The 19,848-nt window shown below is 72.2% G+C and carries 20 protein-coding genes and 1 pseudogene; 10 read left to right on the top strand and 11 right to left on the bottom strand.

The annotated features are described in order from the left end of the window. Positions 1–110: 110 nt before the first annotated feature. Positions 111–761, bottom strand: a complete 651-nt coding sequence (locus ABZ910_RS12875; RefSeq protein ID WP_361362786.1) for an HAD family hydrolase — start codon at positions 759–761, stop codon at positions 111–113. Between the two features lie 70 nt (positions 762–831). On the opposite strand from ABZ910_RS12875, the gene ABZ910_RS12870 reads away from it, so the two are divergent. Together ABZ910_RS12870 and ABZ910_RS12865 are read left to right on the top strand one after the other, a co-directional pair. After that, entirely contained in the window at positions 832–1,191 is a 360-nt protein-coding gene (locus ABZ910_RS12870; protein WP_361362783.1) for a hypothetical protein, read from the top strand. 1 nt (position 1,192) lies between these two features. Then, a complete protein-coding gene (locus ABZ910_RS12865) occupies positions 1,193–1,627 on the top strand; it encodes a hypothetical protein (RefSeq protein WP_361362780.1) in 435 nt (144 codons plus the stop codon). A 37-nt stretch (positions 1,628–1,664) separates the two neighbouring features. Here ABZ910_RS12865 and ABZ910_RS12860 read toward each other — a convergent pair whose 3' ends face one another. The 3 genes and pseudogenes from ABZ910_RS12860 to ABZ910_RS12850 form a co-directional block, all read right to left on the bottom strand. Beyond that, complete coding sequence (locus ABZ910_RS12860) at positions 1,665–2,162, bottom strand: GNAT family N-acetyltransferase (protein WP_361362875.1); 498 nt, start codon at positions 2,160–2,162, stop codon at positions 1,665–1,667. A gap of 45 nt (positions 2,163–2,207) precedes the next feature. Beyond that, complete coding sequence (locus ABZ910_RS12855; protein ID WP_361362777.1) at positions 2,208–2,714, bottom strand: sigma-70 family RNA polymerase sigma factor; 507 nt, start codon at positions 2,712–2,714, stop codon at positions 2,208–2,210. A gap of 75 nt (positions 2,715–2,789) precedes the next feature. Next, a pseudogene (locus ABZ910_RS12850) lies at positions 2,790–3,940 on the bottom strand (glycerophosphodiester phosphodiesterase). A gap of 299 nt (positions 3,941–4,239) precedes the next feature. On the opposite strand from ABZ910_RS12850, the gene ABZ910_RS12845 reads away from it, so the two are divergent. Continuing rightward, positions 4,240–4,989, top strand: a complete 750-nt coding sequence (locus tag ABZ910_RS12845) for a lysophospholipid acyltransferase family protein (RefSeq protein WP_361362774.1) — start codon at positions 4,240–4,242, stop codon at positions 4,987–4,989. Between the two features lie 97 nt (positions 4,990–5,086). On the opposite strand, the gene ABZ910_RS12840 is transcribed toward ABZ910_RS12845, so the two are convergent. The 5 genes from ABZ910_RS12840 to ABZ910_RS12820 all read right to left on the bottom strand — a co-directional run bounded on the left by ABZ910_RS12840 (position 5,087) and on the right by ABZ910_RS12820 (position 11,096). After that, on the bottom strand, positions 5,087–6,634 hold the full coding sequence (locus ABZ910_RS12840; RefSeq protein WP_361362771.1) for an MFS transporter: 1,548 nt from the start codon (positions 6,632–6,634) through the stop codon (positions 5,087–5,089). A gap of 54 nt (positions 6,635–6,688) precedes the next feature. Continuing rightward, complete coding sequence (locus ABZ910_RS12835; protein WP_361362767.1) at positions 6,689–7,249, bottom strand: TetR/AcrR family transcriptional regulator; 561 nt, start codon at positions 7,247–7,249, stop codon at positions 6,689–6,691. A gap of 82 nt (positions 7,250–7,331) precedes the next feature. Next, on the bottom strand, positions 7,332–8,303 hold the full coding sequence (locus tag ABZ910_RS12830) for an aldo/keto reductase (RefSeq protein ID WP_361362764.1): 972 nt from the start codon (positions 8,301–8,303) through the stop codon (positions 7,332–7,334). Positions 8,304–8,385: 82 nt separating this feature from the next. Then, a complete protein-coding gene (gene argH, locus ABZ910_RS12825; RefSeq protein ID WP_361362761.1) occupies positions 8,386–9,816 on the bottom strand; it encodes an argininosuccinate lyase in 1,431 nt (476 codons plus the stop codon). 86 nt (positions 9,817–9,902) lie between these two features. Beyond that, positions 9,903–11,096 carry an argininosuccinate synthase gene (locus ABZ910_RS12820; RefSeq protein WP_361362758.1) on the bottom strand — a complete coding sequence of 398 codons (1,194 nt, stop codon included), beginning with the start codon at positions 11,094–11,096 and terminating at the stop codon, positions 9,903–9,905. A 140-nt stretch (positions 11,097–11,236) separates the two neighbouring features. Between ABZ910_RS12820 and ABZ910_RS12815 the strand changes: the two genes are divergently transcribed. Continuing rightward, positions 11,237–11,824, top strand: a complete 588-nt coding sequence (locus tag ABZ910_RS12815; RefSeq protein ID WP_361362755.1) for a pyridoxamine 5'-phosphate oxidase family protein — start codon at positions 11,237–11,239, stop codon at positions 11,822–11,824. A 3-nt stretch (positions 11,825–11,827) separates the two neighbouring features. Beyond that, positions 11,828–12,529, top strand: coding sequence for a L,D-transpeptidase family protein (locus ABZ910_RS12810; protein WP_361362752.1), 702 nt, complete (start codon positions 11,828–11,830; stop codon positions 12,527–12,529). On the opposite strand, the gene ABZ910_RS12805 is transcribed toward ABZ910_RS12810, so the two are convergent. Then, positions 12,516–14,027 (bottom strand): HAMP domain-containing sensor histidine kinase, encoded by a 1,512-nt coding sequence (locus tag ABZ910_RS12805; protein WP_361362749.1) that lies wholly within the window; start codon positions 14,025–14,027, stop codon positions 12,516–12,518. The two genes, ABZ910_RS12810 and ABZ910_RS12805, sit on opposite strands and share 14 nt — an antisense overlap. Further along, entirely contained in the window at positions 14,024–14,764 is a 741-nt protein-coding gene (locus ABZ910_RS12800; protein WP_361362746.1) for a response regulator transcription factor, read from the bottom strand. Before ABZ910_RS12800 ends, ABZ910_RS12805 begins: the two co-directional genes overlap by 4 nt. A 151-nt stretch (positions 14,765–14,915) precedes the next feature. Between ABZ910_RS12800 and ABZ910_RS12795 the strand changes: the two genes are divergently transcribed. Genes ABZ910_RS12795 through ABZ910_RS12775 form a run of 5 tightly spaced genes read left to right on the top strand, consistent with a single transcriptional unit; the run spans position 14,916 to position 19,840 of the window. Next, complete coding sequence (locus tag ABZ910_RS12795; RefSeq protein ID WP_361362743.1) at positions 14,916–16,265, top strand: ferredoxin reductase family protein; 1,350 nt, start codon at positions 14,916–14,918, stop codon at positions 16,263–16,265. 43 nt (positions 16,266–16,308) lie between these two features. Further along, positions 16,309–16,761, top strand: coding sequence for an FMN-binding protein (locus ABZ910_RS12790; protein WP_361362740.1), 453 nt, complete (start codon positions 16,309–16,311; stop codon positions 16,759–16,761). Between the two features lie 60 nt (positions 16,762–16,821). Continuing rightward, a complete protein-coding gene (locus ABZ910_RS12785) occupies positions 16,822–18,204 on the top strand; it encodes a ferredoxin reductase family protein (protein ID WP_361362737.1) in 1,383 nt (460 codons plus the stop codon). A 48-nt stretch (positions 18,205–18,252) separates the two neighbouring features. Continuing rightward, positions 18,253–19,047: an FMN-binding protein gene (locus ABZ910_RS12780; protein ID WP_361362734.1), complete on the top strand. Its 795-nt coding sequence runs from the start codon at positions 18,253–18,255 to the stop codon at positions 19,045–19,047. Then, positions 19,040–19,840: an FAD:protein FMN transferase gene (locus tag ABZ910_RS12775; RefSeq protein ID WP_361362731.1), complete on the top strand. Its 801-nt coding sequence runs from the start codon at positions 19,040–19,042 to the stop codon at positions 19,838–19,840. The genes ABZ910_RS12780 and ABZ910_RS12775 overlap by 8 nt, the downstream gene beginning before the upstream one ends. Positions 19,841–19,848 lie beyond the last annotated feature (8 nt).

Here is a 19,848-nt window from a genome sequence, read left to right as displayed (position 1 = left end):
CTGCTCGTCGTGGTCATGCGTGCCAGTAAATCAGATGTATGAGCCGGACAAGCCATCGCTGTCCGCATGCTGGACAGCGATGGACGGCGCGCGGGCCGGACGGCCGGGCGTCAGTCGCGGACGGAGATCTCGACACCGGCGTCGGTGACCAGTGCGGACAAGGCCGACAGGTCGGCGACCACCAGGTCGGCGTCGAGTTCGTGCGCCTGATGGGTTGTGGCCAAGGCCACGGTGGTCATCCCGGCGGCGCGGCCCGCGCGGAGCCCCGCCGGGGCGTCCTCGAAGACGACACAGCGGGCCGGCTCGACGCCCAGCTGCCGGGCGGCGAGCAGGTAGGGCTCGGGGTCGGGCTTGCCGTGGGTGACGTCGTCGGCGGCGACGAGCGTCTTGGGCCGGATGCCGACGGCGCCGAGCCGGGCCTCCGCGAGCCGCCGGGTGGCGGAGGTGACGACGGCCCACGCCTCGGCGGGCAGGGAGTCCAGGAAGTCCCGCGTGCCGGGCAGCGGCCGTACGCCTCCGTTGGGTACGTCCTTCACCTCGAGCTCCTCGACCCGCGCGACCGCCTCCGGTACGAGGCCGGCGGGCAGCAGGTCGGCGACTATCTCCGCCGCGGTGCGCCCGTGCAGTTCCACCCGTCCGAAGTCCTCGGCCGTGACGTCGTACTCCCCTGCCCAGCGCGTCCAGCAGCGCTCCACGGACTCGAGCGAGGAGACGAGGGTGCCGTCGTTGTCGAACAGGAGGGCTTGCGCGTGGATCTTCATGGCCCCGACCCTACGGGGCCTGCACGGGGGCGACGGCATCGGGACGATTGGCCCGTAATAAGGTCACGGCATGCTCAACGCCCTGACGCTGGTGACCGGTGTCGCCGCGCTGCTGCTCGCCGCCTGGTGCGGCTGGGCGGCCTACCGTGACCAGCCGACCAAGGACTGGCACTTCATCGGCATGGCCGTGGTGTCGCTGCTGGCCGTGATCCAGCTGGTGACCGGCATCGTGCTGCTGGCCCAGGGCGGCAGGCCGGAGCAGGGGACGACTATCTTCGTGGCGTATCTGATCGGCGCGTTCGCCTGTGTCCCGGCGGCCGGGTTCATGTCGCTGGCCGAGCGGACGCGCTGGGGATCGGTGACGGCCGCCGCGGGCGGTGTGGTCCTCGCCGTGCTCGAAGTGCGGCTCTTCGACATCTGGGGAGGCTGAGATGACCGCCACGGAGCAGGAGCCGACGAGGGCGCGGCTCGTCAGCGGGCCGGGCATGCTGCTCGTCTGGCTCTACGGCGTGATGGTCGTCGCCGCCGTCTCGCGCTCGGTCTACCAGATCGCCACCGACTTCGACCGGGCGCCGCTCGCCTACGTACTGTCCGCCGCCGCGGGCGTCGTGTACGGCTTCATCACCTACTCCCTGGTGCGCGGCGGCGAGACGGCCCGCAGGGCGGCGCGGGTCTGCTGCGCGGCGGAGCTGGCGGGCGTGCTCGTCGTCGGCACCTGGACGCTGGTGGAGCCCTCCGCGTTCCACGACGCGACCGTGTGGTCGGACTACGGCGCGGGGTACGTGTTCATCCCCGTGCTGCTGCCGCTGACGGCCCTGTGGTGGCTGCGGGGTTCGCGCGACGGCGCCGAGCCCGGCACGCCCTGAATCGCCGGGCGACGTCACGCCGTTGCCGCCGGGCAGGTCACGCCGTGGTGGCGTACGTCCCCGCCGGCTTCTCCAGGACGATCATGGGGACGCCGTCCGCGCCCTGGGACGTGCCCACCGTCTCGTATCCCACCCGCCGGTACAGCCGCAGGTTCCCCTTGCTGCGGTGGGCCGCCTCCAGCCGGAACCGCTTCGCGCCACGCTCCTCGGCGAGCGCGGCTTCGGCGGCGCGCAGCAGACGGGCGCCGATGCCGTGGCCCTGCAGGCGCGGATGGACGCAGAGCTTTCCGATGGAGGCCGCGCCGTCCTCGGTCACGCTGCCGTGCACCGAGCCGACCACCTCCTCGCCCAGCCTGGCCACGAAGACGCAGTCGGCGGTGACCTCCTGGCGGACCGAGTCGAGGCTCTGGACGAGCGGGCCGATGCGGTAGTTGCCGTACAGCGCCGCCTCGCCCTGGAAGCACAGGTACTGGAGCCGGAAGATCTGCTCCGCGTCCTGTTCGGTCGCCGCCGAGATGGTCACGCTCATGCCCATGTGCGCACGCCTCCCGCTCACCTGATCACCTGTTGTTGCTCACTCCTATCCCCGCACTTCGCGCGTCGCAATCTCCGACGCGAGCAATCGCCGCAGACATCCCAGACATCGGGAACGTTCCGGGCCGAGACTTCCCTGTGAGATGCCCAACTCCCCCGCGATCTCCCGGTAGGTGAGGTCCTTCGGTGAGAGCAGGGCCGCCAGCAGACCGGGGCAGCGGCCGGGCAGCCGGCGGACCGCGTCGCGCAGGGCACGGTGGCGGTCGGCGGTGAGCGCGGACTCCTCGGGACCGGTGCCGCGCTCGTCGGCGGGCTCCCTGTCGTACGGCCGCTCGATGCGGCGCGTGCGGTGGCTGCGGCGCGCCTCGGCGCGGACGGCCCGGCGCAGCCAGCCCGCCGGATCGAGCGGCGGCCCGTCGGACTGCAGGCGCTCCAGCAGCCGGACCCAGACCGCCTGTTCCAGGTCGCCCGCCTCGCTCCCGGAGGCATGCGCCTCGGCGGCGGCCTCGGCCACGAGCAGCGGGCGCAGCGCGGCGACCAGGTGGTGCGTCATGTACGGAACGACGCGGCCGCCCGGGCGGCAGGTTGCCGGGGCGGCCGCGACTCACCCCGAACGGGGGCCGGGCACTCAGCCGTTGACGAAGTCCGCGCGGGCGAGCAGGCCGGTGTCGGCGTTGTCGGTGAAGACGCCGTCGATGCCGGTGGCGAAGTAGATCTGGTACGCGCCGAAGGCGTCTCCGTAGCCGTCCGCGTCCGTGCCCCTGCGAAACTCCTTCGGCAGGAAGGGGTTCTCGTTGCGCATCGTGTACGGGTGCAGGAGCAGGCCCACCTTGTGCGCGTCGGCGACGAGCGTGGTCGGGGCGCCCAGGGTGCCGTCGGAGCTCTTCGGGACGACCAGGTCCAGGGTCGGCCCGATGCCCTGCGCGTAACCGGCGATCTCCCGCAGGCCCTTCGGGGTGACCAGGTCGGCGACCGTACGCGGGTCGCCCGCCTCGACGAAGTCCCAGGGGCGGCTGTCCGCCGTGGAGAGCAGGACGACCAGGGGATTGTCCACGAGCGTGTTCAGCCGCTGGATGCTGGTCGGCTCGAAGGACTGCAGGATGACCGGCGAGTTCCGCTGGTCCTTGCCGTACTTGTGCAGCAGCTTCGCGACGCGCTCCTCGAGTCCCAGCCCGAGCCCCCGGAAGTAGGTCGGATGCTTGGTCTCGGGGTAGATCCAGACCTGCTTGCCGCGCCTGCGGGTCTGCTCGTCCTGCCACTTCAGGACCTCGTCGAAGGTGGGGATCTCCCAGCGGCCGTTGGGATGCGCTCGACGGCACGCAGCGTCTTCAGCTCGGCGAGCGTGAAGTCCTCGGTGAACCAGCCGGTGACGGAGACGCCGTCGAGGACCTTGGTGGTCCTGCGGTCGGCGAACTCGGGGTGGTCGGCGACGTTCGTGGTGCCGCCGATCTCCGGCTCGTGCCGGCAGACCAGGTGACCGTCCTTGGTGGGCACCAGGTCGCCGGCCTCGACGACGTCGGCGCCCAGGTCGAGGGCCAGCTCGTACGAGCCGAAGGTGTGCTCGGGCCGGTAGCCGCTGGCGCCCCGGTGGCCGATGATCGTCGGCACGGGCAGGCCCTTCAGGCCGCGGCCCGTCAGCCCGGCCGTCCGGACACCGGCGGCGGCTCGCGCTGCACCGGGCAGCCCGAGGACCGCTCCGCCCGCGCCGAGCACCGCGGCGCCGAGGAGCGACCGCCGTCCGGTGCGGTGCGCCTGCTCGTTCGACTCGTGGGTTTCCATGAGCGCTTCTCCTGCCGTCCGCCCTGCGATCTCCTCGTCACTGCGGGCCGATCGTAGGGGTGCGGACATGACACGCGGGAGACCTCGGTCCGAACAAGGGGGTGACGCCGCATGTCGTACGAGGCGAAACAGCCAGGGCGCACAAGGAGGAACCGCGAAGCCCGTACGTACGCAAGACGGAGCAGAGGGCGCGATGTCCGTCACATCGTGACCATGACGTGACACGCTCCCTTCACCGCGCCACCGCAGGTAAACCCGCGTCAACAGTACGTAAGGCATCGGTGAACCGGACGTGCTCGATGTGCGCTTCCCCCGAAGCCGCGAGTAATGTCCTCACCTGCACAGACTCATACCGACCCTCGGCATCGGAGGACCCGTTGTCCCGCTTCGTGCTCATCAAGGCAGCGCTCGGACCGATCATGCGCCTGATGTTCCGCCCACGGGTGGAGGGCGCGGAGAACATCCCGGCGGACGGTCCGGTCATCCTCGCCGGCAACCACCTCACCTTCATCGACTCGATCGTGCTGCCGGTCGTGACGAAGCGGCAGGTGCTCTTCATCGGCAAGGACGAGTACGTCACCGGCAAGGGGATCAAGGGCCGGATGATGGCCTGGTTCTTCACCGGCGTCGGCATGATCCCGGTGGACCGGGACGGGGCGAACGGCGGCGTGGCCGCGCTGATGACCGGGCGCCGGATCCTCGAGGAGGGCAAGGTCTTCGGGATCTACCCCGAGGGCACGCGCTCGCCCGACGGCCGCCTCTACCGGGGCCGCACCGGCATCGCCCGCCTCACGCTGATGACGGGCGCACCGGTGGTGCCGTTCGCGATGATCGGCACGGACAAGCTGCAGCCGGGCGGCCGGGGACTGCCCCGCCCGGGCCGGGTGACCGTCCGGTTCGGTGAGGCGATGGAGTTCTCCCGGTACGAGGGGATGGACCGGGACCGCTATGTGCTGCGGGCGGTGACCGACTCGGTGATGGCCGAGGTCATGGAGCTGTCCGGCCAGGAGTACGTGGACATGTACGCCACGAAGGCGAAGGCCGCCTGACGCCTCCGGGGGTTCGGCCCACTTTCGGGTGCGGGCTTCCCGTGGTTGCTCGCGGGGTTCCCCGCACCCCTGGGATGCCTGCCTCCGGATGCCGGCCTCACCCGGCGTTCTCGAGCTTCTGGCCCTTCAGCAGGAACCATGCCGCCACCGCCGTGGCCAGCAGGACCGCCGCGCCCGCTGCCGACGCGAGGGCGAGGCCGTGGACGAAGGAGTCCCGGGCCGCGGTGAGCAGGTCCGTCGAGGTGTGCGCGGGCAGAGTCCGAGCCGTCTCCACCGCCGCGCCCAGTGACTCGCGCGCCTCGGCCGGGGTGCCCGGCGGCCCCGTGAAGCCGCGGTAGACGCCCGTCACGATCGAACCCAGAAGGGCGATGCCGAGGGCGGCCCCCAGTTCGTACGCCGTCTCGGAGACCGCGGACGCGGCGCCCGCCTGGTCCTTGGGGACGCTGGAGAGGATCACGTCGGCGGTCACCGTGAAGGAGAAGCCGGCGCCCAGCCCGACGACCAGGAGCACGGCGCCGAGGAACGGATAGCCGGTGGACCGGCTCAGCACGGTCAGCGCCGCGAGCGCGAGGCCCACCGCGGCGAGACCGCCGCACACCACGGCCCGCACCGAGAAGCGGCGGGCCGCGTGGCCCGCGACCAGCCCGGCCGCCACCGCGCCGACGGCGGCGGGCAGTTCGGCCAGCCCCGCCTCGAACGGGTGCCTGCCCTGGACGAGTTGCAGGTACTGCGAGAGGAAGAACACCAGCCCGGACATGCCGAGGACGGTCAGCAGGTCGGCGAGGACCGCCCCGCCGAAGCCGCGCTCACGGAACAGGCGCATGTCCAGCAGCGGGGCCGGCAGGGTGAGTTGGCGGCGTACGAACCCATACAGCGCGGCCGCCCCCAGCAGCCCGGTGGCGTACGCGATCGTGGTGAGGCCGTGCGCGGCGGCCTCCTTGATCGCGTAGACGACGCCGATCATGCCGACCAGCGACAGTCCGACGCTGATCAGGTCCCACGGGCCGGGACGCGGATTCCGGGATTCGGGCAGCGTCCTGATACCGACGAGGACGAGGACCGCCATCACCGGCAGGTTCACGAGGAAGACCGAGCCCCACCAGAAGCGTTCGAGCAGGAAGCCGCCCACGATGGGGCCGACGGCCGTACCGGCGGAGGCGGCGGCACCCCAGGCGCCGACGGCGAGGCTCCGCTCGCGCGGGTCGGGGAAGAGGTTGCGGATCAGGGCCAGCGTCGCGGGCATCAGGGTCGCGCCCGCGGCGCCGAGCAGGGCCCGCGCCAGGATCATCGTGCCCGGGGAGGTGGCGTAGGCGGTGAGGAGGGACATCGCGCCGAACGCCGTGGCGCCGCAGAGCAGGATCCGCTTGCGGCCGATGCGGTCGCCGAGGCTGCCCATGGAGACGAGCAGACCGGCGATGACGAAGGAGTAGACGTCGCCGATCCACAGGAGCTGGCTGCCGGAGGGCCTGAGGTCCTCGCTGATGAAGGGGGTCGCGACACCGAGCACGGTCGCGTCGACGGCCACCAGCAGCACGGCGAGGACGAGGACGCAGAACGCGAGCCCTCGACCTGGGCGCTTCCCCGGCCCTGTCGCGAACTCCCCCAGGCGGTCGGCCTCTCCCCCGTGCCGCAGGGCGCTGGTCATGATTCCTCTCAGAGTCGTGCCTGTTCAGGTGGTTCGTGTGCAGGTGGGGCCTGATCACGTGGTGCCGGGTGGCACCTCGCGTCGTGCGCCGCCGAGCAGCAGCTCGGCGATCATGTGGCTGAAGTCCCGGCGGGCGACGCGGCCCTCGGAGACCGCCCAGGCGCCGGAGGCCAGCAGGCCGTACAGCGCCTCCGTGAGCCACGCGGGGGCCAGGTCGAGACGGAACTCGCCGTCCGCCTGGCCGCGCCGGAACAGCGCCGCGATGCGGTCGTCGATGCCGGTCCAGCCCTGGTTCTGCTCGTCGCCCTCGTACAGCTGGTTCTCGCTGTAGAGGAAGGCGAGCAGACCGGCGGCCGGCTCGATCTCCTTGACCAGCCGTCGTACGGCGTCGCTCGCGGGCCCCTCGTCCAGCCGTGCGGCGTCCAGCGCGGCCTCGCACTCGGCGATGCCGAGCGACTCCAGCGCGCGGACCAGCGCGTCGCGGCCGGCGAAGTGGCGGTGCAGGGTGGCCCGGCTGATGCCGGCCGCCCGGGCGACCTCGTCCATGGTGGCGGTGGACTTCCTGGTCAGCAGGGCCGCAGCGCTGCGCAGCACCTGGTCACGGTCGACAGCCATGAGACCAGGGTAGCCCACATGAGACAGTCATGTCTCACCTAAGGCGTATGTGCATCATATGCACTGCTCAGTGGGGTTTCCGTCAGTGCCAGGGCAGTTCTCCGCGCCGCTCCCAGTACGCGTTCGGCTCCTCGACGAGGGTCTCGAGACGGGCCAGCTGGTCCTCGTCGAGGTCGACGACCGCCGCGTGCAGGTTGGACGCGAGCTGGGGAACGGTCGCGGCACCGGACAGGACCACCCCGGCCCACGGCCGGCGCAGGACGAGGGCGAGGGCGACCGCGTCACAGCCGAGCGACGTCTCGGCGGCGACGGCCTTCAGCGCGTCCGGCGCGTACGGCTCGGCGAGCCGCCCGTTGGCCATGCCCTCCTTGACGATCACGGTGAGCCCGGCGTCGTGCGCCTCGGCGAGGGCGGGTCCGGCCGAGGTCTCGAGGGCGTTGTACGTCGACTGGACGGTACGGAAGAGAGGTTCGCCGTCGACGGTCACGGCGAGGGCGGCGCGGATGGCGTCGGCCTGGGCCGGGCCGCTGGTGGAGAAGCCGATCGTCAGGCCCTCGGCGGCGGCCTCGGCCAGCTTGGCGTGCAGTTCCTTGTCGGTGAGGGCCGGGCTGTCCGGGGTCACCGAGTGGATCTGGTAGAGGTCGAGCCGGGCGCCGAGCAGCGCGTCGGTCTCGGCGCGCTGGCGCTCGTAGGTGGCGAGGGCGTGGTCCTTGACCTCGTGCCGCTCGGCGTCGATGGACCAGTCGGCGGTGTAGGTGTAGCCCCACTTGCTGCCGACGACGATGTCGTCGATGTCCGGGCGCGCCGTCAGCCAGTCGGCGAGGAACTCCTCCGAGCGGCCGTAGGAGCGTGCGGCGTCGATGTAGCGGACGCCCTGGGCGTAGGCGGCGTCGAGGAGTTCGTGCGTACGGGCGCGCAGGGCGTCGACGCTGCGGTCCTGCGGGAGGTCGCGGTCCCGGCCGAGGTTGATGTAGCCGGGGCGGCCGACGGCGGCCAGGCCCAGGCCGATATGACAGGTCGGCGTCGTTGCGGAGGCAAGACGGGCGAAGGGCATCGCGGGCTCCGTTCGATCGGCGGACGCACGACCAAACTAACCCGCGATGCCCACCCGAAACCCGACCCGCGATGCCCAGCGCCTACTTCTTCTTGGCGTCCGCCCAAGCTTGCTGTGCGGCCACGTCCGCCTTGACCTCGGCCAGTTGGACGGCGACCGCGCTCGGCGCCGTACCGCCACGGCCGCTGCGGGAGGCCAGGGCGCCGGGGACGTTGAGGACGGACCGGACCTCGGGAGTCAGGTGGGCGGAGATCTTCGCGAACTGCTCGTCCGTAAGGCCGTCCAACTCCTTGCCCTCGGCCTCGGCGACCTTCACGCACTCGCCGGCGACCTCGTGCGCGACCCGGAAGGGCACGCCCTGCTTGACCAGCCACTCGGCGATGTCGGTGGCGAGGGAGAAGCCGGCCGGGGCCAGTTCCTCCATGCGCTCGCGGTGGACCGTGAGAGTGGCGATCATGCCGGTGAAGGCGGGGAGCAGGACCTCCAGCTGGTCGCAGGAGTCGAAGACCGGCTCCTTGTCCTCCTGGAGGTCGCGGTTGTAGGCGAGGGGCAGCGCCTTCAGGGTGGCCAGCAGGCCCGTCAGGTTGCCGATCAGACGGCCCGACTTGCCGCGCGCCAGCTCCGCGATGTCCGGGTTCTTCTTCTGCGGCATGATCGACGAGCCGGTGGAGAACGCGTCGTGCAGCGTCACGAAGGAGAACTCCTTCGTGTTCCAGATGATGATCTCCTCGGCGATCCGGGAGAGGTCGACCCCGATCATCGCGGTGATGAAGGCGAACTCGGCGACGAAGTCCCGGGAGGCCGTGCCGTCGATGGAGTTGCCGACGCTGCCGTGCTCGAAGCCGAGGTCCGCGGCGACCGCCTCCGGGTCCAGGCCGAGGGAGGAGCCCGCGAGCGCGCCCGAGCCGTACGGCGACACGGCCGTCCGCTCGTCCCACTGGCGCAGCCGCTCCGCGTCCCGGGACAGGGACTGGACGTGCGCGAGGACGTGGTGGGCGAAGAGCACCGGCTGGGCGTGCTGGAGGTGGGTGCGGCCGGGCATCGCCACGTCCGGATGGGCCTCGGCGAGGCCGATCAGCGCATCCTGGAGGTCGGCGATCAGGCCGCCGATGATCCGGGCGTGGTCGCGCAGGTACATGCGGAAGAGGGTCGCCACCTGGTCGTTGCGGGAGCGTCCGGCCCGCAGCTTGCCGCCGAGGTCGGGGCCGAGGCGCTCCAGGAGGCCGCGTTCGAGGGCCGTGTGGACGTCCTCGTCGGCGATGGTGCCGACGAAGGAGCCGTCCGCCACGTCCGCCTCCAGCCGGTCGAGCCCGGCGAGCATGCGCTGGAGTTCGTCGTCCGTGAGCAGGCCCGCCTTGTGCAGCACGCGCGCGTGGGCACGCGAACCGGCGATGTCGTACGGCGCGAGCCGCCAGTCGAAGTGGACGGATGCGGACAGCTTGGCCAGGGCTTCGGCGGGACCGTCGGCGAAACGGCCGCCCCAGAGCCGTACGTCACCGCTGTTGCTGCTCACTTGCTCTGCTCCTCAAAGTCCGGTCGTGTGCCGCCGCCTCCTCACCACAGGCGGCGAGGAGGCGGCTGTCGTACGCGCGAGGCTACTTACGCGAGGTCCCGCTTGGCCGCGATCTTCGACGACAGGCCGTAGATGTCGATGAAGCCCTTGGCCGCGGCCTGGTCGAACGTGTCGCCCGTGTCGTAGGTGGCGAGGTTGAAGTCGTACAGCGACGACTCGGAGCGCCGGCCGGTGACGACCGCGCGGCCGCCGTGCAGGGTCATCCGGATGTCGCCGTTGACGTGCTGGTTCGCTTCGTCGATGAAGCCCTCCAGGGCGCGCTTGAGCGGGGAGAACCACTGGCCGTCGTAGACCAGTTCGCCCCAGCGCTGCTCCACCTGCCGCTTGTAGCGGGCGAGTTCGCGCTCGACGGTGATGGCCTCCAGCTCCTGGTGGGCGGTGATCAGCGCGATCGCGCCCGGAGCCTCGTACACCTCACGGGACTTGATGCCCACGAGCCGGTCCTCGACCATGTCGATCCGGCCGATGCCCTGGGCGCCGGCACGCTCGTTGAGCTGCTGAATGGCCTGCAGGACCGTGACGGGCCTGCCGTCGACGGCGACGGGGACGCCTTCCTTGAAGGTGATGATCACCTCGTCGGGGTCGCGCGGGGCGGCCGGGTTCTCGGTGTACTCGTAGATGTCCTCGATCGGGGCGTTCCAGATGTCCTCCAGGAAGCCCGTCTCGACGGCCCGCCCGAAGACGTTCTGGTCGATGGAGTACGGGGATTTCTTGGTGGTGGCGATCGGGAGCTTCTTCGCCTCGCAGAAGGCGATCGCCTTGTCCCGGGTCATGGCGTAGTCACGGACCGGGGCGATGCACTTCAGGTCGGGGGCGAGGGCGACGATGCCGGCCTCGAAGCGGACCTGGTCGTTGCCCTTTCCGGTGCAGCCGTGGGCGACCGTGGTGGCGCCGTGCTTGCGGGCGGCGGCGACGAGGTGTTTGACGATCGTCGGCCGGGAGAGGGCCGAAACCAGCGGATAACGATCCATGTAGAGAGCGTTGGCCTTGATCGCCGGGAGGCAGTACTCGTCGGCGAACTCATCCTTGGCGTCGGCCACTTCGGCCTCGACGGCCCCGCACGCGAGGGCGCGCTTGCGGATGACGTCCAGGTCCTCGCCGCCCTGTCCGACATCGACCGCGACGGCGATGACCTCGGCGCCCGTCTCCTCGGCGATCCAGCCGATGGCGACGGAGGTGTCCAGACCGCCCGAGTAGGCGAGTACGACGCGCTCGGTCACGGGTTTCTCCTCACGTGCATTCGCTCCTATGCATGAGTATGCAGAACTCTGCATGATTCGTCAATCGCCCGGTTGTCCGGCCGGTGAGATGCGGCGGCAGACCCTTGGGCAGCCGAAAGGTTGCACGGTAATGTCCGGAGATGGGAAAGACCTACGAGTGCATAGACGGCAGGCTCCGTTCCTTCATCGAAGAGCAGCCGCTCTTCTTCACGGCGACCGCACCCCTCTCCGGCGACGGCACGGTCAATCTCTCCCCCAAGGGTCTCAGGGGCTCCTTCGCGGTGCTCGACGAGCGCACCGTCGCCTACCTCGACTTCGCCGGGTCCAACGCGGAGACGATCGCCCATCTCCGGGAGAACGGCCGGATCACCCTGATGTGGTGCGCGTTCCAGGGCCCGCCCAACATCGTGCGGGTGCACGGACGCGGCGAGCCGGTCTTCCGCGACGACCCGCGCTACGCCGAACTGCTCACGCACTTCGAGGACATCGACCCGGCCTCGCACGGCCTGCGCGCGATCATCGTCGTCCACGCCGAACTCGTCCGGGACACCTGCGGCTACGCGGTGCCCTTCATGGCGTACGACACGGACCGCGATCTGCACGGCAGGCGCTTCGCGCGCGAGGACGACGCCTCGCTGAGCGCGTACTTCCAGCGGAAGGAACACGTGGCGACCAGCCTGGATGGCCTACCCGGGCTGCCGTTGCCGCTCCCGCCGTCTACCGTCTGAGCCATGCGCTTCGGTGTCGTCGCCACCCTCGTGTCCGCGTCCCTTCTCGTGCTCGGCGCCGCGCCCGCGGCCGGCCCGCCGCCGCTGCCCGCCCGGCTGGCCGACACCGGCGGCGGCACCCAGCTCATCACCGCTCAGGCGCCTCGCTCCGACGCGACCTCGGGCACCGTCACCTGGTGGGACCTGAGGGGCGGGCAGTGGAAGCAGGCCGGTACGGCACCGGCACGCTTCGGCGCGAAGGGCCTCGTCGAGGGCACGACACGCAAGCAGGGCACGAACACGACACCGGCCGGCCTGTACGACCTGCCGTTCGCCTTCGGCATCCAGCCGGCGCCCACCGGCACGCACGTCCCGTACCGGCCGGTGCACCAGGACTCGTGGTGGTGCCAGGACACCGCCTCCCGCTCCTACAACCGGTGGACCGAACCCCGCCCGGCCGACTGCCGCGCCGCCGAGTCCGAGCACCTGGTCACCTACACGACGCAGTACGCCCACGCGCTCGTCATCGGCTTCAACTACCGCACTCCGGTGCGAGGGCGGGGCGCCGGGATCTTCCTGCACGTCAACGGGAAGGCGGCGACGGCCGGTTGTGTGTCGGTACCGCAGGACGCGATGCGCCGTATCCTCCAGTGGGCCGACCCGGCGGCGAAGCCGCACATCGCGATCGGCACGGAGAGCGGGACGACGGCGATCACGCGCTACTGACGTCGCTCCCGGGCAGCCGCACCGTGAACGTGGTCGCCCCTGCCCGGCTCTCCAGCCCCACGTCTCCGCCGTGCGCCTCCACCACCGCCGCCACGATCGACAGGCCCAGCCCGGCCCCGCCCCCGCCGACGACGGAGTCGGTGCGGCGGCGGTGTTCGGCCCGGGTGAAGCGCTCGAAGACGCCGGGCCGTACGTCCGCGGGGACACCCGGCCCGTCGTCGTGGACGCCGAGGCGTACCGTCTCGCCCTCGGTCTCCAGGGACACCGTCACCTTCGTGCCCACGGGCGTGTGCAAACGCGCGTTGGCCAACAGGTTGGCCAACACCTGTTGGAGGCGATGGGCGTCGCCGGTCACCGTCACCGGCTCCTCGGGCAGCTCCAGCGTCCAGCGGTGGCCGGGCCCGGCGGCGCGGGCGTCGGTGACGGCGTCCAGGACGAGGCGGGTGAGGTCGACGGGCCGGCGCTCCAGGGGACGTCCCGCGTCCAGCCGGGCCAGGAGCAGCATCTCGTCCACCATCACCCCCATGCGGGACGACTCGGCGGCGATGCGCTCCAGGGCGCGGGTGACCTCCGCCGGTACCGGCCCCGGGTGCAGCAGGGCGAGTTCCGCGTGGCCGCGCACCGAGGCGACCGGCGTGCGCAGCTCGTGGCTGGCGTCGGCGGCGAAGCCGCGCAGCCGCTCCTCACTGGCGTGCCGCTTGGTCAGCGCGTCCTCGACATGGCCGAGCATGCGGTTGAAGGCGGCCGCCACCCGGCCCACCTCGCCGCGCGGGTCGGACTCCGGCGCCCGGGGCGGCAGCGCCACCTCGCCGCTGGCCAGCGGGAGTTCGCTGACCCGGGTGGCGGTCGCGGCGACCCGGCTCAGCGGCCGCAGCGACCAGCGCACCCACACGGCACCGGCCACACCGGCGGCGGCGAGGGCCAGTCCGAAGACGCACGCGGCGACCAGTTCCAGGCGGTGCACCGTGGCCTGCACGGGCTCCAGCGGCAACCCGACGATCAGCACGTCCCCGTCGATGCCGCGGGACGCGACCATCCGGTAGTCGTGCAGCGAGGAGAGCCCGACGGTGTGGGCCCGGCCGTCGAGCGGCACCTCGGCGAGCCGCCTGCCGTCCCTGGCGGTGAGGCGGACGCTCAGGTTCGCCGCGATGTCGCCGGAGCGGACCAGCCCCTTGTTGGTGACCGTGCCGTTCACCAGACGGGCGCCGAAGGTCCCGGTGGCCTGCCGACGCGTGTCGCCGTGCTCGTCGCCGTCGTGGTCGTCCGGCAGCCGTCCGCCGTGTTCCAGGCTGGCCGGGAACCGGGTGCCGACCTGGGCGAGCTGCTCGTCGAGGCGCTGGGTGAGGAAGCCGTCGAGCTCCACCACCGCGGCCACCCCGACGGCCGCGCAGCTCAGCGCCAGCAGCACCACCAGGCCCACGGTGAGCCGGGCGCGCAGGGTCCGCGGGTGGGGCAGCCGCCGCAGCGGGCGGGCGAGCCCGCGCAGCGCGGCCCTCACCGGGCCACCGGCTTGAGCACGTATCCGGCCCCGCGCACCGTGTGGATCATGGGTTCGCGGCCCGCGTCCACCTTCTTGCGCAGGTACGAGATGTACAGCTCGACCACATGGGCCCGGCCGCCGAAGTCGTACGACCACACCTGGTCGAGGATCTGGGCCTTGCTGAGCACGAGCCGCGGGTTGCTCATCAGGAAGCGCAGCAGCTCGAACTCGGTCGGCGACAGCTCGATCAGCGCGCCGGCCCGCGTCACCTCGCGGGCGTCCTCGTCCATGACCAGGTCGCCGACGACCAGCCGCGGCCCCTCGTCCAGCTGCCGGGCCATGCCCGCGCGGCGCAGCAGTCCGCGCAGCCGGGCCACGACCTCCTCCAGGCTGAACGGCTTGGTGACGTAGTCGTCGCCGCCCGCGGTGATGCCCGCGATGCGGTCCTCGACGGCGTCGCGCGCGGTGAGGAAGAGCACACAGACCTCCGGCTGCACGCCGTGCAGCTCGCGCAGCACGGCGAAGCCGTCGGTGTCGGGGAGCATCACGTCGAGGACGACGGCGTCGGGCAGCAGCGCGCGGGCGGCGGCCACCGCGCCGGCGCCGTCCCCGGCCGCGCGCACCTCCCAGCCCTCGTAGCGCAGGGCGCCGGTGAGCACCTCCGCGAGGTCGGGGTCGTCGTCGACGACGAGCACGCGCAGCGGGGTGCCGTCGGGGCGGGTGAGAGCGGGGCGGCCGGAGCGGGTCGTGTTCATCGCGCCTTCCAGCATCGCCCCTCGCCCGGGCGGCCGGGGGCGCCGGGAGCTGTGAGTTTCCTCTGAGTGGGCTCCGCACGGACCCCACTCAGAGGTCGCTCAGAAGTTCACCCAGCACAGTGGCCTACCTCGCGGAAGAAGGGACGCACTCATGACCACCGTGGACGAGCGGCGTACGGCCCCGCCCGGGACGTCGGCACCGCGGCGCTCGCCGGCGGGCCCCGTGCTCGCCGTGCTGTGGGCCGGAGCCGCGGCCGTGATCGCGTGGTGGTGGGCGGACACCGACGCGGTGGTCGGCGCGGCGGGCTGGCTGACCGGGGCCGGGCGGATCGCCGGGCTGCTGTGCGGGTACACCTGCGCGGTGCTCGTGGGACTGATGGCACGCGTCCCGCTGCTGGAGGTGCGCATCGGCTCCGACCGGGTGGCGCGCTGGCATGCGCGGGCGGGCCGGTACACGGTGTGCCTGCTGCTCGCGCACATGGCGCTGATCCTCGCCGGGTACGCCGTCCAGGACCGCACCCCGCTCATCGCCGAGGCGCTCGCGGTCGTCCACCTTCCCGACATGCTCAAGGCCATCGCCGGCACGGGCGTCCTCCTCGCGGTCGGCGTCGTCTCGGCGCGGGCCGTGCGCCGCCGGGTCAGCCACGAGTTCTGGTACTACGTCCACCTCCTCACCTACGCCGCGGTCTTCCTCGCCTTCGGCCACCAGGTGGGGCTGGGCGGCGACTTCGTCGGCAACACGGTCGCCACCGGCGCCTGGTACGTCCTGTATCTGGGGGTCGCGGCCCTGGTGCTCTGGTTCCGGATCCTGCGGCCGGTGCGACTCAACCGGCGCCACCGGTTGCGGGTGGAGTCCGTGCACCAGGAGGCACCGGGCGTGTACTCGGTCGTCGTGCGCGGACGGCGGCTGGACGAACTGGGGGCGCGTCCCGGGCAGTTCTTCCGCTGGCGGTTCCTCGCCCCCGGCATGAGCTGGACGTCGACGCCGTACTCCCTGTCCGCGCCGCCGCGCCCGGACCTGCTGCGCATCACGGTCAAGGCGCTCGGCGACCACAGCGCGGCCGTGGCGCGGCTGCGGCCGGGCACCCGGGTGTGGGCGGAGGGCCCGTACGGCTCCCTGACCGCCGACCGGGCCGGCGGCCACCGGTCCCTGCTGATCGCGGGCGGCGTCGGCATCACCCCGCTGCGGGCCCTGTTCGAGACGCTGCCCGGCGAGGTCACGCTGATCTACCGGGCGCGCACGGCCGAAGACCTCGCCCTCGCCGACGAGTTGGAGTCCGTCGCGCAGTGGCGCGGGGCACGTGTCCTCTACGCGCTCAACGGGCCGCAGGGACAGCGCCCGAGCATCACCGCCGACTGGCTGCGCGCGACCTTCCCCGGACTCGCGGCGTACGACGTGTACCTGTGCGGTCCGCAGGGCTTCGCCCAGGACGTGTACGCGACGCTGCGCATGGCCGGTGTGCCGGACCGTCGCGTCCACCACGAGTCGTTCGAGCTGTGAGAGCCCCAAGAGCCGTGAGAATCCAGAGAGTTGTGAGGCCGGCGTGCACGCCCTGAACAAGGACCGCCCCCTGCGCCGCATCCTGCTGGCCACCGCCGCCACCGTCTCCGGGACGGTGCTGCTGCTGGCGCTGAAGCCGCACGAGAGCCCGGCGACGGCGGTGAGCGCACCGCAGCCCGCGCCGTCCGGGCCGGCCACCGCCCACACCAGGACCGTCACCGGCGACCGGATCCAGACCCGGTACGGCCCCGTCCAGGTGCGCGTCACCGTGGCGGGCGGCAGGCTCACCGACGTCGCGGCGGTCAGCTCCCCGGACGAGAACCCGCGGGACCGGGCACTCAGCCGCTACGCCCTCCCCCAGCTGCGGCAGGAGGCGCTGGCCGCGCAGAGCGCGCGGATCGACGCGGTGTCGGGAGCCTCGTACACCAGCGGCGGTTACCGCAGATCACTCCAGTCCGCACTCGACTCGACCGCACTCCACTCCGCGGACCGCTGAACACTCGGCATGCGCGGCACGTATCTGTCGGCGCAAGGGTCCCGTCCCCACGGAGGAACCGTGACCACCACGCTCGCAGGCGGACGTGCCGCCCGCCGTCAGACGATGCGCCGCATCCGCCCGCGCCGCTCCCCCGCCGTCCCGCTGCTGCTCGCCGTGTGGGCGGGCGCGGCCGGGGTGCTCTGGCTGTGGTGGCACAACACGCCGTCCATCGCTGACGACACCGGCAGGATCCTGAACGCGGGCCGGATCACCGGGCTGCTGGCCGGCTACCTCATGGCGCTGGTCGTGCTCCAGATGGCCCGCGTGCCCGCCCTGGAGCGGCGCGTGGGCTCGGACCGGGTGGCGCGCTGGCACGCGATGACCGGCCGTTACACGCTCTGTCTCGTCATCGCGCACGTCTTCCTCACCATGTGGGGCTACGCGCTCCAGGCCGGCAGGTCGCTCGGCGACATCGTCCGGCAGACCGTCGACTCCGTCGACCAACTGCCGGACATGGGCAAGGCCGCCGTCGGCACCGGTCTGCTGATGCTCATCGGGCTGGTGTCGATCGGCGCGGTGCGCCGCAGGATGCCGTACGACACCTGGTACCACGTCCATCTGATGACGTACGCGGCGGTGTTTCTGACGTTCTGGCACCAGATCACCACCGGCAACGACTTCGCCGCCGAACCCGCCGCGAAGACCTTCTGGTACGGCCTCTACGGCACCGTGACCGCGCTGCTGATCTGGTACCGGATCCTCACCCCGATCCGGCTCAACCTGCGCCACCGGATGCGGGTCGAGGCGGTGATCGAGGAGACGCCGGGCATCGTGTCGGTGCTGATCAGCGGGCGGAAGCTGCACCGGATGGGCGCGGAGGCCGGGCAGTTCTTCCGGTGGCGGTTCCTGGCCCCGGGCATGCGGTTCAGCTCGCACCCGTACTCCCTGTCGGCGGCGCCCCGCCCCGAGACGCTCCGCATCACGGTGAAGGAACTCGGCGACCACAGCAGCCGGCTGCGCGAGCTGCGCCACGGCACCAGGGTGTGGGCCGAGGGGCCGTACGGCGCCCTGACCGCGGCCCGGCGCAGCCGCGGCAAGGTGCTGCTGGTCGCGGGCGGCGTCGGCATCACGCCGATGCGCGCGCTGTTCGAGACGCTGCCGGGCGCGGCCGGTGACCTGACCCTGCTCTACCGGGCCAACACCACCCAGGATCTGGCCCTGTGGGACGAGCTGTCCTCGATCGCCGAGGAGCGGGGCGCCCGGCTGATGTACGCGGTGAACAGCCCGGACGGCGAGCGGCCGGACATCTCGGCGGAGAGCCTCCAGCGGAAGATCCCGGACATCGACCGCCACGACGTCTTCATGTGCGGGCCGCCCGGCTTCGCGCAGTCGGTGTACGAGGCACTGCGCGGCGCGGGGGTCCCCGCCCGCCGTATCCATCACGAGTCGTTCGAGATGTGAGCGACGGGAACTCACGGGACAACACGGGACGTCAGGAGATCGGTCGAGATGAGGAAGAGCCACCCGGTTCGGCGCGTCGTGCTGGCCACCGCCGCCACCGTGTCCGGTGTCGTCCTGCTGCTGTCGCTGAAGCCGGCCTCGGATCCGGCGTCCGCGTCGGCGGCGGGCGCGGCGCCCCAGCACAGCGCGGCGGGGCAGGAGTCGCCGCAGGGCGGGACGCGGGCCCCCGGCGCCGGCACGGTCACCGGTGACGTGGCCCAGACCCAGTACGGGGCCGTGCAGGTACGGCTGACCATCCACAACGGCAAGGTCACCAAGGCCGAGACGGTTCTGGCGCCCAAGGGCGGCACCAGCGACCGGAAGACCGCGCTGGCGGTGCCCAGGCTCAACCGGGAGACGGTGGCCGCGCAGAGCGCGCGCATCGACTCCGTCTCCGGGGCCACCTACACCAGCACCGGCTACAAGCAGTCGCTCCAGTCGGCACTGGACCGGATGAAGACCGAGGCCAAAACGTCCACCCCGCCTTCCGCGCCTGCTTCGTCGTCCTCGTCCGCGGGCGCCCGGAGCGGCCCCCGCACCGTCACCGGCGATGTCGCCAAGACCCTGTACGGGCCGGTCCAGGTGCGGGTCACGGTCGACGGCGGCAAGGTCACCAGGGCGGAGGCGGTGCAGGTGCCGAAGGGCGGGACCAGCGGCCAGAAGACCGCGGTGGCGGTGCCCCGGCTCGACCAGGAGGCCGTGGCGGCCGGGAACGCGCACATCGACTCCGTGTCCGGGGCCACCTACACCAGCACCGGCTACAAGCGGTCCCTGCAGTCCGCGCTCGACCGGGCCCGTGGCTGAGGCCGTGGCGGAGTCGGCGCAGGCTCCCGGCGTGGTCCGTCACGCGGAGGAGGTCATGGGGACCGTCTTCTCCTTCGACGTGCGGGGCGGCGAGCCCCGTGCGGTGCGGGCGGCCCTCGCCGAGGCGATCACCGGGCTGCACCGGGCCGACGAGGTCTTCAGCACCTACCGCGAGGACAGCCAGCTGTCCCGGCTGGCCCGGGGCGAACTGACCGTGGGCACCTGCGATCCCGAGGTCGCCGAGGTGCTCGACCTGGCGGCCGAGGCGGAGCGGCTGAGCGACGGGTGGTTCAGCCCGACGTATCAGGGCCGGCTCGACCCGACCGGGATCGTCAAGGGCTGGGCCGCCGAGCGGGCCGCGCGCCGGATCGCGGCGGTCGGCGTGAGCGGGGTGAGCGTGAACGGCGGCGGGGACGTCCAGATGATCGGCGCCCCCGAGCCGCACCGCCCGTGGCGGGTCGGGGTGGCGGACCCCCTGCGCCCCGCCGGACTCGCGGCGGTGGTCTCGGCGGCCGGGGCGGCCGAGCTGGCGGTGGCCACGTCCGGTACGGCCGAGCGCGGCGCCCACATCGTCGACCCGCGCACCGGCAGATCGGCGGTGACGGACCTCGTGGCGGTCACCGTGGTCGGCCCCCGGCTGACCTGGGTGGACTGCTGGGCCACGGCCGCGTTCGCGATGGGGGCGCGGGCCGGGCTGGCCTGGCTGGAGGCGCTGCCGGACGTCGAGGCGCTGCTGATCACGGCGGGCGACGAGGTGCGCTGCACGGGAGGTCTGGCCTCCCGACTCGGGTGAGCAAGGTC

This window comes from Streptomyces sp. NPDC046805 (genome assembly GCF_040645355.1).
GTDB lineage: Bacteria > Actinomycetota > Actinomycetes > Streptomycetales > Streptomycetaceae > Streptomyces.
Note: the sequence above shows the minus strand (reverse complement) of the source record. Positions and strands in the feature narration are given on the sequence as shown.